Source organism: Vibrio pacinii DSM 19139 (genome assembly GCF_000711795.1).
Taxonomy (GTDB): domain Bacteria; phylum Pseudomonadota; class Gammaproteobacteria; order Enterobacterales; family Vibrionaceae; genus Vibrio; species Vibrio pacinii.
Window position 1 is genome coordinate 26,027 of record NZ_JONH01000016.1, and the last position, 15,134, is coordinate 41,160.

A 15,134-nucleotide genomic window follows, 5' to 3' on the forward strand; every position below is an offset into this window, starting at 1 on the left:
CAATGAATAATTTTAAACGTTTAATTTCTAATAGATTAATTCGCATCGTCGGCAATATTTTTAAATTGCTCTCTTACCCATTTCATTGGTTATTGCCTAAAAAACGCTTTGTGATTCCCGACTATTCTCCGGCCAAAGTGAACACAAATAAACAAAAAGCAATACCTAGGGTAATTTGGCAGACTAACTTTACCAACAAGTACTCTTTACCAATGTACTTAAATTACCTGTTTAACAGACTACTGTCTCTAAACTGTGAATACCGCTATGTAAGTACTGAAGAACGTGAAAAGTACTTACAAGCTCACGCTCCCACTGAAGTGTTTGATGCATATTCAAGACTAACCAATGGTGCTGCTCAAGCGGACCTTTGGCGCCTTTTTATCCTTTATAAAGAAGGCGGCGTTTACATGGATATTGACGCAACTTTAGTTTGGTCTCTAGACAAACTGCTGGGAGACGAACCTCAAGCTCTTTATGTAAAAGTTAGTGGCAATACTGAGATCACAAACTACTTCATCGCATCAAAACCAGATAATCAGGATTTAGCGGAAGCGATCGACCAAATTGTATACAACATCAATAATTATACCCCTGAAATGGGCGTATATAGTTCAACTGGTCCAACTGTGCTTAACAACATCCTTTCGGACAAGAATGTGCATACTCAAGATCGCAAGTATGTTTGTATTCAAGGTACCTTTAGTAATGAATACTTTCAGTATATCGACAAACCTAGAGGTAAATGGACTCATATGAAACCGGAAGATTTAGTCAAGAAAAAATGATAGCTAGATTAAGTCAGTGGCTCTATACGGCAGCGATATGTTTAATGCTGCCATTTGGATTATTTCTTTTATTAAGAAAACGAGCCAATAAACCTCACGTAGGCTCTCGCTGGAAAGAGTACCTAGGCTATAGTGAAGCAAAGCCCGATTGGCACAACACTATCTGGGTACATGCAGTTTCCGTTGGAGAGGTTATTGCCGCTAAACCTCTTATTATAGAACTTCAACGTAAATATCCATTATCCACTATTTTAGTAACCACTACTACGACCACGGGTGCTGAACAGGTCAACAAAATAGCGAGTAATATTGAACACAGATATATGCCCTTGGATATCCCATGCTTTGTAAAACGTTTTTTAAATACGATTAAACCACAAAAGCTTATTATTATGGAGACGGAGCTTTGGCCAAATACTCTGAGCTTAGTGGACAAAGCGAATATACCAATCTATGTAGTTAATGCTCGCCTATCTGAAAAATCCAAGAATAACTATCAAAGATTCGGGGCGCTTTTTCGTTCTATGATTCCTCATGTTACTAAAATCCTATGCCAGTTTCCAAGCGACCTCGAACGATTTAAACAGTTGGGCGTAGAACAGCATAAATTGTATGTAACGGGCTCAATTAAGTACGACATCACCATTGAGGATGATATCTTACAATTGGCGCAAGAAACTCGTACAAACCTGGGAACAGAACGACCTGTTTGGATAGCCGCTAGCACCCATCAAGGTGAAGAGCAGGTTATTATCAATGCACATAAGTTAATTTTAAAGCATTTCCCCAATGCATTACTCATAATAGTTCCGCGCCACCCAGAACGATTTGATCGAGTTCATCAACTACTCTTAGAATCGGGAATGACTACCGTCAGAAGAACATCCTCCGAGATAGTCACTAGCAATACCCAAGTTTACCTTAGCGACACTATGGGTGAGCTGTTAACGCTAATTGGCGCGAGCGATATCTGCTTTATGGGCGGCAGTTTGTTAGGTGACAAAGTTGGAGGCCATAACTTCATCGAACCCGCCGCATTGCAGAAACCTATTGTAAGTGGGCCAAGCTATTATAACTTTTACGATATCGCTGAATCACTTTTAAAGAATGAAGCTGTTTATATTGAAGATTCTTCGAAAAATATTGCCCAGAGAATATTTAACCTTATAGAAGACGCAGATAAACGTCATCAAGTCGCTTTGAACGCCTATGGCGTATTTAAGCAGTCAAGTGGCTCTTTGAGCAAAACCCTTGAATTACTCTAGCTCTAGATAAAACCAATAGGCGGTTCCTGACACTTGATACCCGTGTTTTGCGTACAGATTCATTGCCCTTAGATTACTAAGTTGTGTAGCGACTGATATTTTGTTTAGCCCTTGCTGCATCACTGCTATTTCTGCACTTTCTAGTAATATACGGCCTATGCCTTTACTTTGAAATCGAGGTAATACACCGATTAACCCTATAGTGGCACAAGCCTGATTAAACTTGATGGTCACAAACCCTGCTATTTCATTATTGATCCGATAAGCCAAACAAATATCATCATACTCTCCAAACAAAGCCTTTTTTAGCCACTCCTGATAAAAGCGGTCTCGTTCTTGATCATCAAACCATGGTTTTTTAAACCGACTGTTCGTGTACATACCATCGAGCAGACCCATTACTTCGTGCAAACTTGACGCATCCAACAGGTTACATTGGTTATCAACTAAATTTTGAGACTCTATAATTTTGCAGTAACTAATTTCCCCCTCACAAAATTGAAACCCCTGCGTATTCAGCATTTCAATTTTTCTCATTTCTGACGATGAAACTTTGACTGTTACTAGTTGAGGGGAATAATCAGCTTTACTGTCCACACTCCAATCAACACCGGCTATGCGGCGTCGAAAGAACTGGCTATCGAATTCTCTTTCTTGGTAATTCATGCTTCAATAATCAAACTACAGTTAATTCACTAATTCTGCTAAATTGTATCTTATTTTGTCCCCAATAGCGCAATACCTCAGATGCAAAACAAATTAGATTTTTTAGCTGTACCCTTCAATCGCCCTCCAGTAACTGGCAATGAGCTTTCCTATATCATGAACGCCATAGCTAGCAACAAACTATCTGGTGATGGGCCGTTTGCGAAACGCTGTGAGAGTTGGCTAGAACAAAAAACCAATACAAAAAAAGCGTTATTGACTCCGTCCTGCACTCACGCACTAGAAATGGCGGCCTTACTCATTAATATAAAGCCCGGCGACGAAGTAATCATGCCCAGCTACACTTTCGTTAGCACAGCCAATGCATTTGTATTGAGAGGAGCCAAAATTGTTTTTGTCGATATTCGCCCTGATACCATGAACATTGACGAAACCAAGATAGAAGCAGCGATAACGCCTAGAACCAAGGCCATTGTGCCTGTTCACTATGCAGGGGTTGGTTGCGAAATGGATACCATCATGGAAATTGCCAGTCGACATAACCTCTATGTTATCGAAGACGCAGCTCAAGGAGTAATGTCTGAATATAAAGGCAAATCTCTTGGCTCCATTGGCCACTTAGCCGCATTCAGCTTCCATGAAACCAAAAACTATACCGCTGGCGGTGAAGGTGGCGCGCTTCTGATCAATGACTCTAAATTTATTGAACGTGCGGAGATATTAAGAGAAAAAGGCACCAACCGGAGTAATTTCTTTAGAGGGATGGTCGACAAATACACTTGGGTTGATATAGGAAGCAGCATGCTGCCTAGCGAAATACAAGCCTCTTACTTATTTGCTCAATTAGAATCCGCTGACAAAATAAACCTAGACCGTTTAGAGCGTTGGAATACTTATTATAAAGAGTTAAAGGCATACCAAGAAGAGCGTGTCATCCAACTACCAGTAATTCCTGAGAGTTGCCAGCATAATGCCCATATGTTCTACCTCAAGTTTAGCGATATTCAAACACGTAGTCAGTTTATCTCTTACATGAAGCAAAACGACATTCTAACCGTTTTCCACTATTTACCTCTTCACAGTACCAAAGCAGGACAATCCCATAGCCGCTTTCACGGGGAAGATAACTACACGACTTCAGAAAGTGAAAAGCTCGTTCGGCTACCACTCTATTTTAATATGAGCGATGAAGAATTTAACAAAGTACTTCACCATCTAGAACTATTCCTTACACAATTAGTAGAGGCTAAATAGTGAAAATAATGGTCTATGCACCTGGATATGATGGTAAAAATGGCGGTGTCGTTGTTCTTCATCGCCTAGTGCATCTAATTAATACTCAAACAAACCATCAAGCATTTCTCGTCCCAGAAAGCTATGATCTAGTGCAGAGAAGCAAAGGCTTCATAATAAGTCTGAGCCAAAGAATTAAGCACCTAAAGAAAGTTCGCTGCTACGCAACAAAGCCATCTTGGGATACACCTATAGTTGCCCATCCGACTAGCCAAGAAATAGAGCAATCCGTAGTCATTTACCCCGAAATAGTCAAAGGAAACCCTTTGTTGGCACCTAAAGTTGTCAGATGGTTACTTCACCAACCGGGGCACTTTAGTGGTGAAGTTGGTTATGGCAAAGATGAGCTTATTTTTAAGTTCAACTCCGCAATTAAAGACTTCAATTTTCAAGGTTCTAAAACGTCAAACAACGAGCTTAAAGTTATATATTACCCAATCGACTTGTATAATCTTGATGGTGCTCTTACCGAAAATGAACGGACATTAACTTGTCACGCTATTCGTAAGGGAAAACATAAACCCCAAATACACCCATCAGATTCGGTTTTGATTGACTCACTGAGTCATGAAGAAGTCGCTAAGCTATTTAAACAAGCCAAGCATTTTATATGCTACGATGATTATACTGCGTACTCTATTTTTGCAACTCTATGTGGATGTACTTCAATTGTTGTTCCTGACAAAGGAGTCTCTCTCAAACAATGGTATCCCAAACAAAGTGACCGGTATGGGATAGCTTATGGGTTTGATGAGGAGCAGATGGAGTGGTGCAAACAAACAAGCCACTTAGTCAAAGAACATATAGACAGGGAACATTTACGTTCCGCAGATTGTGTGAAGGTTTGTTTGTCTGAAGCTGAAGATTATTTTTTTAATTAGTTATGAAAACCAAGAGAGAGAGGCGCATCACAAGCGCCGCCTCTTGCTCTGCGTTTTTACAAATGCCGATCTAAGCCTTTTTTACAGTAAAAAAGGCCATTCCCCATATTTTCTGCCGTAATCCTTACATTCACATCAGCTTGGGAACGTCGAACAGGGTGGTCCAAGTGATAGACTGGTGACAAAAACTTAATATTCTTCATCTCAATCCCCAGCGCCATCATTCGATGACATAGATCATCATCCTCCCCACCAGCCCCTGGCAGCTCTTCGTTATAACCATTCACTTTTTTAAAATCATCAAGATAACAAGAGAAATTACAGCCGACTAGATTGAGAAACTTATTTTTATATAATGAATGTAGGAATGGACTAATAAAGCCAACCTCATAGTTTCTGACTTTATCTTTGTGCAATGAATAAATTTTACTTAAGTAATAAAGAGGTTTTTGCAGGGGTGCAATTTTTTTAGGATCTTTCCGTACTTGTTCAGAGTAGACATTCCCTAGAAATACACGACGTCCAATTAAAGTTTTACCGCACTGGCTATTTTCTAAATGACTTTCAACGTGTTTAAAATGCGGTATACAGTCACCATCCAAAAAAATTAGATAGTCTGACTGTGCTTTTGCGACCGCTTTGTTCACGGCAGTCATTTTTCGCCATCCTAAATCTTCTTGTGTCACATGAGTAATCTTCAAATCAGGGTATGGCTCTGAGGTTAAGTAATCCGACACTTCTTTTGCGTCGCCATCTTCCGCAATAACTATTTCAAAATTTGGCTCTGTTTGTTTGCTCAAAGCGTACAAAATAGCGTTCAATGCTTCTACATCTTTGTAGATAGATATGATTACAGAGGCTTTCAACATAAGATGCTCTCAAGGTACTGGTTACTTAAACTCACGATTGTATTAAAGATTCAAAATCTTTCTCACACCAGATAATACCCGACTTTTCAACCTCTTTCACAAAAGATCGCTTCAATCTTTCTAGGTTGCCTTGCTTCCAATCCTCGCCGGATTGCTGGTAACATTTATCAAAATCGATAATCCAAACCTGCTGCTGGTCATCGATAAGGATATTGTGGATGTTTAAATCAGTGTGATTAACCTGCGCATTATGCATTTTTCGGATCTGTTGACCAATTTTTTTATACATTTCTGCACTAAGTGGCGCTTCTGCTAAGATCGCAACCAAATCTCGAGCATTGGCGATTTTTTCACTTAGGAGATCAGCGCGGTAAGTGAGGCCGATGCGAGTTGCTCTGGCAGCGATCGGCTTAGGCACGTTGACGCCAGCTTCTCGCAACACCTTGAGTAACTGCAGTTCTTGGTAACAGCGCGTTTTTTCCCAACCAGCAAACCAATAGCTATCAGCAACCAACTTACCGAATAAGCCACCACGACGATAATGTCGTAGCGCGGCTGCGATAGTACTTGTTTGCACAAACCAAGTAGTGCCGCGCCCTGTCGCACTGCCAATCACTTTGCCCGCCTGCTGCCAATACTCGGCATCAAAGGCTTTTTCTACCGGCTCTTTCAACAGCTGTTCATCATACCAAAATGCTTGGTTGTTCTCGGTAACACTCTTCATTGTACTTAGCAACGCGACCTAAAATTGGCGAAAATCGGTTCTATTTTACATTTATTCGTTAGCTCTGCATAATTCGATATCACTAACAATGAGTTACTCAATGCTATGGCACTTTTTGATACCGCTCCACAATCTCTATGTATATTGCGCCTTTCTGCAATTGGCGATGTGTGTAATACCATTGCAGCGGTTCAGGCCATTCAAAAACAGTGGCCAAATACCAAAATAACTTGGATAACAGGGGCACTCGAAGCAAAGTTGCTTGAGAGTATCAACGGGGTTGAACTGATTGTTTTTGATAAAAAACAGGGTTGGCGCGCTTATCAGCAATTATGGTCTCAGCTCAAAGAACAAAAGTTTGATGCCTTACTGCACATGCAGTATGCGTTTCGCGCCAGTATCGCCACATTAGGTATTAAAGCGAAATATAAACTTGGCTTTGATGCGACTCGTAGCCAAGATTTTCAAACCCTGTTTACCAATGTTAAAGTTCCTTCCCCGGATAAACCCCATGTACTTGACGGATTACTTGCTTTTGCCCGCACGCTTGGCATTGAAGATATTAAACCCCGTTGGTGCTTAAATTACAGCAGCGACGATAAACAGTGGGCACAACAGCAGCTCGCGCAAAATAAGCGCAACCTTGTCCTAGTACCTGGGGCAAGCAAGGCATATAAGAACTGGCATGCGCAAGGCTATAGTGAACTCATTAAGCATGCGAAAACTAAAGGCTGGAACGTCATCTTAGCGGGCAGTCCGGCCAAAGTCGAAACCGATTTGGCCAGCGAGATCCTTACCTATGGTATTGGTGAAATCAACAATCTTGTGGGGCAAAGTTCACTGCTGCAAATGTTAGCTCTGCTTGATTTATGTGACCTCGTTGTCGCACCTGATACTGGCCCGGCACACATGGCCAATGCAATGGATACGCCAGTCATTGGTTTATATGCTCACCACAATCCACAGCGAACTGGCCCTTATCAATACCTCGACTATGTTGTCAGCGTATGGCAGCAAGCGATTGAAGTACAGACTGGTAAATCGGCCAGTAAACTCAGTTGGCGATCGCGCGTTAAAGATAAATACGCGATGAACACAATCACCTCAGACCAAGTCATTGCGATGTTTGATTTGGTGTGTGAAAAAGAGTCTTTATTATGAGTAAAAATAGCTCAACCAGAGCGTCCATCGCTGCGGTTATTATCACTAAAAATGAACAAGATAGCTTACGCGATTGCCTTGAGAGTCTGCGCTGGGTCGATGAGATTATTATCGTCGACTCTGGTAGCAATGACGGAACTGAGGCCATTGCCAGAGAATATACCGAACATTTCTACATTAATGCCGAGTGGCCGGGGTTTGGTAAGCAAAAACAACTGGCGCAAAGTTACGCCACTAGTGATTGGATTTTAGCGGTTGATGCTGATGAGCGCATTGACGATACTTTGCGTCAAAACATTCTTACTATGCTAGAAAACCCACCTGAAAATACCGTTTACAACCTTAACGAACTCACTTGGGTATTTGGTCGTTTCCTTAAGCATTCTGGTTGGTATTATCGCCATGTGCGCCTCTACCCAAATAAACTGACAAAGTACAATGACAACCTTGTGCACGAATCTGTGATTATTCCACAGGGTTGCCAGGTGGCTGAACTCGACGGTGACATCCTGCATTATTCTTATCAAAACCTAAACCACTATCTGGTGAAGTCGGCTGGCTATGCCAAAGCGTGGGCCGATCAACGCCAAGCACGCGGTAAAAAAGCCTCACTTTCACAAGGCATGGTTCATGCTCTAGGCTGTTTTTTGAAAATGTACTTACTTAAACGCGGCTTTTTGGATGGTAAACAAGGCTTTTTGATTGCGGTGCTATCTGCCCACTCAACCTTTGTGAAATATGCTGACCTTTGGGCTCGTGACAACGACCCACACTATAAGAAATAAGTCACCGTTAACGCATCATAAAGGGCTCCTCAGAGCCCTTTATCATTTCAGTACTTGCTGGACCCAAGGTTTCAGTTCTACTAAAACCTGATCAATATCGATTCGCGACATATCCTCTTGGCGAACTTTATCATCAGCTTGAGGCGGACAAAAAGCGATATGGTTGCCTTGCGAGTTAATCGGTTGCCAACGTAGCGGTGTCGCCGAACGCTTACTTGGAAAGAAACCAACCGTAGGAACATCAATCGCCGCCGCGATATGCAGGGGCCCCGTGGAGCCAGCAATAAACAGATCGGCGCAAGTGATCGAGCAAGAGGCATCAACCAGACCATCGTTCTTATCGTAAACAGCGGCATGGCGACCTTGCTCTAACATTAACGCTTGTAGATCCGCCGTTTTTTGCTCTTCGCCAGGCCCAGCGGTTAACACCACTTCAAACTCCCCTTCTAAGCCGCACACCAACTGAGTGTATTGCTGATGAGAAAGATTGTTCGCCGATCCGCCACTGCCGGCATGGACATAGACCCAAGGCTTATCGACATCTAAGTCTAGTTGCTCTGCAAGTTTACTTTTTTGTTGTTCAAGATCTTGAGCGCTAAACGATAAATAAGGAGCACTAGGCTCAACAATAGTGCTGCCAATATCCGTTAAAAATGCACGAATAAGATCGAGATTGTACTCAAACTCGGGCTTGGCAGACTGCGAGCGCTTTTGTTTGATGCGTTTGTTGTAAAAAATTTGCGCCAGTTTAGTCGCAGGAGCCAGTCGATAAGGAATGCGGCTTTTCCACACCACTTTGGCGTTATAAGTGGTCGAAAATAAGTTAATCGAGGCGTCAAACTGCTCGGCTTTGATCTGCGTAATCAGCTCGGCTTGTGCTTGCTTCGATCCTTTGTCTGTTGGGTCAATCAGAACACTATCAATCCAAGGGCAAAGCTGTGCTAGCGCAGCCGTATAACTTGGCACCAAGGCACTAATATGACAGTCAGGCAATGACGCTTTCAACATGGCAAAGCTCGGCCACGCCAACATAAAATCGCCAATTTTATCGTTTCTGACCACCAATATCTTTTTCATCATTCCACCTAAGTCTCTCTTTTGCGTCAATGATAACGGCTTAATTGGGTAATTGTGAGCCTTTTTGTTACCATTGAAAAAGATAGAATAATTTGAGTGGTTCAACGTGAGCAAAAAACACCTTTCCCGAGTGATTTATCCGGGCACTTTTGATCCGATTACCAACGGTCACCTCGATCTTATCGAACGTGCCGCTGATATGTTTGATGAGGTGATCATCGCGGTCGCAGCCAGCCCAAGTAAAAACACCATGTTTACCCTCGACGAACGCGTTAAGTTCGCCCAGGACGTCACTCATCATCTGGATAATGTCACTTCGAAAGGCTTTTCAGGCCTGATGGTGGATTTTGCGAAGCAAGAGCAAGCCAATGTGTTGATCCGCGGTTTACGTACCACGGGCGACTTTGAGTACGAATTTGGCTTAACCAATATGTACCGCCGCTTAATGCCAGGACTTGAGAGTGTTTTTCTCACGCCCGCGGAAGAGCACGCTTTTATCTCTTCAACCATCGTTCGTGAAGTCGCCATTCATGGTGGTGATGTGACTAATTTTGTTCCACAGGTTGTCGCCGAGGCGTTGAAAGAGAAAAAGAAAGTCTGAGTGGCGAGTGGCTATAGAAAGCCAGATTCTGAACAGCGAGGGACGAGCGAGATTCAGAATCCAACTGCCGCATCTAACTCGCGATTCTAAGTTTGGCACTGATGACAAAAAAACGTGTTCCTTTGACCAATTTTTTGCTCTTCAATCGGCTCACCGCAACATGGGCAAGGCTGTCCAGCTTTGCCGTACATTTGTAGTTCTTGCGCAAAATAGCCCGGCTTACCATCGGCTTGAGCAAAGTCTTTGAGGGTGGTTCCACCTTGTTTTATTGCGGTGGCGAGTACTTGCTTGATCTCATCTACCAATAATACCCACTCTTGGCGTTTGATGCTTCCTGCCGCTCTAGTTGGGTGAATACGGGCGCTAAATAGCGATTCGTTGGCGTAGATATTACCAACCCCGACCACCACTTTGTTGTCCATAATAAATTGCTTCACCGCCACACGCTTACCCTGCGCCTTGGTTGCAATGTAATCAGCACTGAACGCCTCGGTCAGCGGCTCTGGGCCCATAGCACCCAGTGCGGCGTGATGGCCATCTTCAGTCCATAGCCAGGCACCGAAACGTCTTGGATCGTTATAACGCAAGACTTTGCCATTGGTCAGTTTCAAATCGACATGATCGTGCTTGGCAGGCGCAATCTCTGCATCGAGTACGCGCAGTGAACCCGACATCCCCAAATGAACAATCGCACTACCTACATCAGTTTCAATCAGCAAGTACTTAGCTCGACGACTGATATTGCGAATCACCTGCCCTTCCATTTTCTTTAAATCTTGGGGAATATCCCAACGTAACTTGGGAGTACGAAAAGTCAGCTTAGCAACGGTTTGACCGACTAAGTGAGGCGAGATCCCCATTTTGCTCACTTCCACTTCTGGTAATTCTGGCATGCTTGTTCCTAGGTGCGGCTTACAAATATTACTCTGGCATAAGATAGCGAGGTTCAACCGAAATGGCTATCCACTTATCTTGCCAATTTTTTAGTAGCCAAAACTGTGGGGTTTGATAATAAGTGACTCTTTGCGGCTCTTCCTGATCGACATACCAAACCTCGATCGTTTGCGGCTCTGTTAATTGCGCTTTTAAATTGGCAAAGTCATCCGCCGGGACTTCTGTTCCAACCAAATCTTGCCAACGCTGTGCGAGCTCTTGTTCTGGGATCGCACTAGTCACAGAGCTACGCCAGCCATCCTCGAGTTTTTCCAAGGACCAATCGCTAAAGTGCAACGCTTGTAATTCCGCCGATGGATTAAGCAGAAAGGGGTAAGTGCTTGTAACGACAGGCGTATCGTCAAGTAGATAGGTTTTGATCAGTGTCGGCAGGTTGAGAACCGCGATAAATGCAATCACGCCCAAGATAAGAATGTTGTTCCAGCGCCGACGACGTTTTGGTGAGACTCGCATACCACTTCCCTATAGCTTTGATATAACGAGTATAAATTGCAGATAATAAAAAACCCAACTATATCGCTATAGTTGGGTTTTCAATTCATGCTTCCCGGAGGAAGTTCAAAGAAGAATCAATTACTTGATTTTAGCTTCTTTGTACATAACGTGCTGGCGAACTACAGGATCAAATTTCTTGATCTCAAATTTGCCTGGCATGTTACGTTTGTTCTTATCAGTCGTGTAGAAGTGACCAGTACCTGCAGAAGATACTAGACGAATTTTCTCACGTACGCCTTTCTTTGCCATTGTCTATTTCCTCTTAAACGTTTACGCCGTTTGCACGGATATCAACAAGAACAGCATCGATGCCTTTCTTGTCGATGATACGCATACCTTTTGCAGATAGACGTAGTTTAACAAAACGTTTTTCGCTCTCTACCCAGAAACGATGAGTTTGTAGGTTCGGCAGAAAACGACGCTTAGTAGCATTGCGTGCGTGTGAACGGTTGTTACCCGTTACTGGACGCTTACCAGTTACTTGGCATACTCGTGACATGAATGTCTTCTCCAAAATCGTTTCAGCTCGATATCAACCTTGGTGGCCGAACCTCTCAGTTTCTAAATTAGAAGTTTGAGGTCTTATACCGCTATGGAAACCCATACAAGGCTATCAAAGGTCGCGCATTATACTAACTTGATTAGCATTGCTCAAGACCCGAACAGATCCTTTTTACAGGTTTTCGTGATCTTTTTTAGGCAGAGCTGATTTATGTGCTAAAAAATGTCGGGCGATTGTAGCAGAAATCAGCGAACTCACAACTAAAAATGTGATTTAAATCCAACCACGCTCAGCGAAAGAGACAATCTCCCCATCACCAACCACAAAGTGGTCCAAGACCCGAATGTCAACCAATGCCAGTGCATCCGTTATACGACGGGTGATGCGGCGATCACTTTGACTCGGTTCTGCCACTCCTGACGGGTGATTGTGCGCCAAAATTAACGCCGCAGAATTGTGCTCTAATGCACGTTTTACCACTTCACGAGGATAGACAGAAGCGGCATCAATGGTGCCTTGGAATAAGACCTCGCCACTGATCACTCGGTGCTGGTTGTCTAAAAACAGTACATAAAACTCTTCTCTGTGTTTTTCACGCAGTAAACCCGATAGATAAAGCTTGGTCTGTTCAGGGCTCGTTAATGCGTCGCCTCGCTTAAGGGTTTCGCTCAAATAACGCTGGGTCATCTCTAACACCGCTTGCAACTGAACGTACTTGGCGACACCAAGCCCTTTGTAGGCGCAGAACTGCTCCAACTCAGAAGAGAAGAGTGCCCGCAGGGAGCCAAATTCATCGATCAGAAAGTCAGACAACGCAATCACATTCATTCCTTGTGTTCCGGTGCGCAGGAAAATAGCCAGTAATTCTGCGTCTGTGAGTGCCTGAGGCCCATGAGAAAGCAATTTCTCACGCGGCATCGAGGCTTTCGGTAATTCCATCTGTCGTCACTAACCCTGTGTGGTGAAGGTGGCTAGAGCCTAATCAAAAAAGGCGTCTAGGTGACGGTTGGTTTATTAGCTTGCGAACCACGGCGCTTGATTATGTAATCTTATAGTTACTCAATAGCGAACGATGGATAACCAGAGACGGGTAACTCGCCACTCTAAACGCAGCATGGTATCTTACGGGCAGAAATTGTAAGGAAGATCATCATGCAAACACTCGCAGGCAAAAAGATCCTTTTAGGTATTAGTGGTGGTATCGCAGCTTATAAATGTGCTGAACTTACCCGCCGTCTAATAGAGCGCGGCGCTCATGTACAAGTGGTGATGACCACCGCCGCCAAAGAATTTATCACACCACTTACTATGCAGGCCGTGTCTGGTAGACCAGTGTCTGACAGCTTACTTGATCCTGCCGCCGAAGCGTCAATGGGACACATCGAGTTGGCCAAATGGGCTGATTTGGTCCTGCTCGCCCCGGCAACGGCGGATCTTATCGCACGAGTATCGGCAGGAATGGGCAACGACCTACTCACCACCTTAGTGCTGGCTACCGACTCACCCATCGCTGTTTCTCCGGCCATGAATCAGCAAATGTATCGCAATACGGCCACGCAAGAAAATATCGCCACGCTTGAACGCCGCGGTATGCAGATCTGGGGCCCGGCAGCGGGTGAGCAAGCTTGTGGCGATGTTGGCCCTGGGCGAATGTTAGAGCCAATGCAGTTAGTTGATCTCTGCGAGCAGTTTTTCTCAGACAAACCACTGAAAGGGAAGTCTGTGGTGATCACCGCAGGCCCAACGCGAGAAGCGATTGATCCGGTGCGTTATATTTCCAATCACAGCTCTGGAAAAATGGGCTTTGCCCTTGCCAGCGCAGCCGAGCAACTCGGCGCCAAGGTTACCCTGCTCTCAGGCCCTGTTGCCCTACCAACACCAGCAGGCGTCACCCGCATTGATGTGGATAGCGCACAAAGCATGTTTGACGCGGCGATGAAAACGGCTCCTGAACACGATGTTTTTATCGGCTGCGCTGCTATCGCCGACTATCGACCAGCCAAGGTTGCCACCCAGAAAATCAAAAAAACCGATGATAACGATGAGATGACCATCACCATGGTTAAAAACCCTGACATTGTCGCGTCGGTCGCCGCTCTGGTGCAATCTCGACCTTTTACCGTTGGTTTTGCCGCTGAAACGCAAGATGTAGAGCACTACGCTCGCACTAAGCTTATCAAAAAGAATCTGGATATGATTTGTGCTAACGATGTCTCTGTCGCAGGTCAAGGCTTCAATAGCAACGACAACGCAATCACCTTATACTGGAAAGAGGGTGAGCAATCACTTACCCTTGCATCAAAACAACAAATTGCAACGCAAATCATGATGGCCATCGCGCAGCAAATAGAAGCGTAAAGCTCATTGTTGCTATTTAAAGCAACACTTCGCGATAAATAGGACAGGTCATCGGTTGTCTGGTGTTGAATTGCTTAGACTCAACACCTTTTTATTCAGAAATGGTAACAAAAGGAAAAGGTTCATGGCCGGAACAAGAAAAACCAACCGCCGAGATGAAATTTTGCAAGCTTTAGCAGAGATGCTTGAGTCTAATGAAGGCGCTTCGCGTATCACGACAGCAAAACTGGCGAAACAAGTTGGCGTATCTGAAGCCGCGCTCTATCGTCATTTCCCGAGTAAAGCACGCATGTTTGAGGGGCTTATCGAATTTATCGAAGAGTCACTCATGTCGCGCATTAATCGCATTCAAGATGAAGAAAAAGACACCCTGACCCGCATTCGCTTGGTGCTACAATTGATTTTAGCGTTTGCTGAACGCAATCCTGGTTTGAGCCGAATTTTGTCGGGCCACGCGCTGATGTTTGAAAATGAGCGTCTGCGCGAGCGCATCAACCAACTGTTCGAGCGCATTGAAACCTCACTGCGCCAGATCTTGCGCGAACGAATGCTCCGTGAAGGAAAATCTTTTCCGGTCAATGAAACGATATTAGCCGCTCAACTGCTTGGTCAAGTCGAGGGCAGCCTCAATCGTTTCGTCCGTAGCGACTTTAAATATCAACCCACTGCAAATTTTGAAGAGTATTGGGCGCTGCTCAGCGCACAAATTAAGTAA

The 15,134-nt window shown here is 44.1% G+C and carries 18 protein-coding genes; 9 read left to right on the forward strand and 9 right to left on the reverse strand.

What is annotated here, in order from left to right; genetic code table 11:
* Positions 1-2: 2 nt before the first annotated feature.
* Together BS19_RS11300 and waaA are read left to right on the forward strand one after the other, a co-directional pair.
* Complete coding sequence (locus tag BS19_RS11300) at positions 3-788, forward strand: glycosyltransferase family 32 protein (protein ID WP_038175391.1); 786 nt, start codon at positions 3-5, stop codon at positions 786-788.
* Complete coding sequence (waaA, locus tag BS19_RS11305) at positions 746-2,053, forward strand: lipid IV(A) 3-deoxy-D-manno-octulosonic acid transferase (RefSeq protein ID WP_425425011.1); 1,308 nt, start codon at positions 746-748, stop codon at positions 2,051-2,053. The genes BS19_RS11300 and waaA overlap by 43 nt, the downstream gene beginning before the upstream one ends.
* Here waaA and BS19_RS20580 read toward each other — a convergent pair.
* Positions 2,045-2,719 (reverse strand): GNAT family N-acetyltransferase, encoded by a 675-nt coding sequence (locus BS19_RS20580; RefSeq protein ID WP_245609277.1) that lies wholly within the window; start codon positions 2,717-2,719, stop codon positions 2,045-2,047. The genes waaA and BS19_RS20580 overlap by 9 nt on opposite strands.
* A gap of 81 nt (positions 2,720-2,800) precedes the next feature.
* Between BS19_RS20580 and rffA the strand changes: the two genes are divergently transcribed.
* Both rffA and BS19_RS11320 read left to right on the forward strand, forming a co-directional pair.
* Complete coding sequence (rffA, locus tag BS19_RS11315; protein WP_038175394.1) at positions 2,801-3,973, forward strand: dTDP-4-amino-4,6-dideoxygalactose transaminase; 1,173 nt, start codon at positions 2,801-2,803, stop codon at positions 3,971-3,973.
* A gap of 8 nt (positions 3,974-3,981) precedes the next feature.
* Positions 3,982-4,893, forward strand: coding sequence for a WavQ (locus BS19_RS11320; RefSeq protein ID WP_245609279.1), 912 nt, complete (start codon positions 3,982-3,984; stop codon positions 4,891-4,893).
* A gap of 56 nt (positions 4,894-4,949) precedes the next feature.
* On the opposite strand, the gene BS19_RS11325 is transcribed toward BS19_RS11320, so the two are convergent.
* Together BS19_RS11325 and BS19_RS11330 are read right to left on the reverse strand one after the other, a co-directional pair.
* On the reverse strand, positions 4,950-5,762 hold the full coding sequence (locus BS19_RS11325; protein ID WP_038175396.1) for a glycosyltransferase: 813 nt from the start codon (positions 5,760-5,762) through the stop codon (positions 4,950-4,952).
* Positions 5,763-5,793: 31 nt separating this feature from the next.
* The gene (locus BS19_RS11330) at positions 5,794-6,486 is read right to left on the reverse strand and encodes a 3-deoxy-D-manno-octulosonic acid kinase (protein ID WP_038175397.1); all 693 of its coding nucleotides are present in this window, start codon (positions 6,484-6,486) and stop codon (positions 5,794-5,796) included.
* A 105-nt stretch (positions 6,487-6,591) separates the two neighbouring features.
* On the opposite strand from BS19_RS11330, the gene BS19_RS11335 reads away from it, so the two are divergent.
* Entirely contained in the window at positions 6,592-7,647 is a 1,056-nt protein-coding gene (locus BS19_RS11335) for a glycosyltransferase family 9 protein (protein ID WP_038175399.1), read from the forward strand.
* On the forward strand, positions 7,644-8,432 hold the full coding sequence (locus BS19_RS11340; protein ID WP_038175400.1) for a glycosyltransferase family 2 protein: 789 nt from the start codon (positions 7,644-7,646) through the stop codon (positions 8,430-8,432). The genes BS19_RS11335 and BS19_RS11340 overlap by 4 nt, the downstream gene beginning before the upstream one ends.
* Positions 8,433-8,474: 42 nt before the next feature.
* Here BS19_RS11340 and BS19_RS11345 read toward each other — a convergent pair whose 3' ends face one another.
* Positions 8,475-9,509: a glycosyltransferase family 9 protein gene (locus tag BS19_RS11345; RefSeq protein ID WP_038175402.1), complete on the reverse strand. Its 1,035-nt coding sequence runs from the start codon at positions 9,507-9,509 to the stop codon at positions 8,475-8,477.
* 106 nt (positions 9,510-9,615) lie between these two features.
* On the opposite strand from BS19_RS11345, the gene coaD reads away from it, so the two are divergent.
* A complete protein-coding gene (gene coaD, locus BS19_RS11350) occupies positions 9,616-10,110 on the forward strand; it encodes a pantetheine-phosphate adenylyltransferase (RefSeq protein ID WP_038175403.1) in 495 nt (164 codons plus the stop codon).
* 86 nt (positions 10,111-10,196) lie between these two features.
* On the opposite strand, the gene mutM is transcribed toward coaD, so the two are convergent.
* The 5 genes from mutM to radC all read right to left on the reverse strand — a co-directional run bounded on the left by mutM (position 10,197) and on the right by radC (position 13,000).
* The gene (mutM, locus tag BS19_RS11355) at positions 10,197-11,003 is read right to left on the reverse strand and encodes a bifunctional DNA-formamidopyrimidine glycosylase/DNA-(apurinic or apyrimidinic site) lyase (protein WP_038175404.1); all 807 of its coding nucleotides are present in this window, start codon (positions 11,001-11,003) and stop codon (positions 10,197-10,199) included.
* A gap of 28 nt (positions 11,004-11,031) precedes the next feature.
* Entirely contained in the window at positions 11,032-11,517 is a 486-nt protein-coding gene (locus tag BS19_RS11360; protein ID WP_038175405.1) for a hypothetical protein, read from the reverse strand.
* 120 nt (positions 11,518-11,637) lie between these two features.
* Positions 11,638-11,808, reverse strand: a complete 171-nt coding sequence (gene rpmG, locus BS19_RS11365; protein WP_004410866.1) for a 50S ribosomal protein L33 — start codon at positions 11,806-11,808, stop codon at positions 11,638-11,640.
* A 13-nt stretch (positions 11,809-11,821) separates the two neighbouring features.
* A complete protein-coding gene (gene rpmB, locus BS19_RS11370) occupies positions 11,822-12,058 on the reverse strand; it encodes a 50S ribosomal protein L28 (RefSeq protein ID WP_004743834.1) in 237 nt (78 codons plus the stop codon).
* A 276-nt stretch (positions 12,059-12,334) separates the two neighbouring features.
* Positions 12,335-13,000 carry a RadC family protein gene (gene radC / locus BS19_RS11375; protein ID WP_038175407.1) on the reverse strand — a complete coding sequence of 222 codons (666 nt, stop codon included), beginning with the start codon at positions 12,998-13,000 and terminating at the stop codon, positions 12,335-12,337.
* 213 nt (positions 13,001-13,213) lie between these two features.
* Here radC and coaBC point away from each other — a divergent pair, with 213 nt between their 5' ends.
* Together coaBC and slmA are read left to right on the forward strand one after the other, a co-directional pair.
* Positions 13,214-14,419, forward strand: a complete 1,206-nt coding sequence (gene coaBC, locus BS19_RS11380; protein ID WP_038175408.1) for a bifunctional phosphopantothenoylcysteine decarboxylase/phosphopantothenate--cysteine ligase CoaBC — start codon at positions 13,214-13,216, stop codon at positions 14,417-14,419.
* Between the two features lie 124 nt (positions 14,420-14,543).
* The gene (slmA, locus tag BS19_RS11385; RefSeq protein WP_038175409.1) at positions 14,544-15,134 is read left to right on the forward strand and encodes a nucleoid occlusion factor SlmA; all 591 of its coding nucleotides are present in this window, start codon (positions 14,544-14,546) and stop codon (positions 15,132-15,134) included.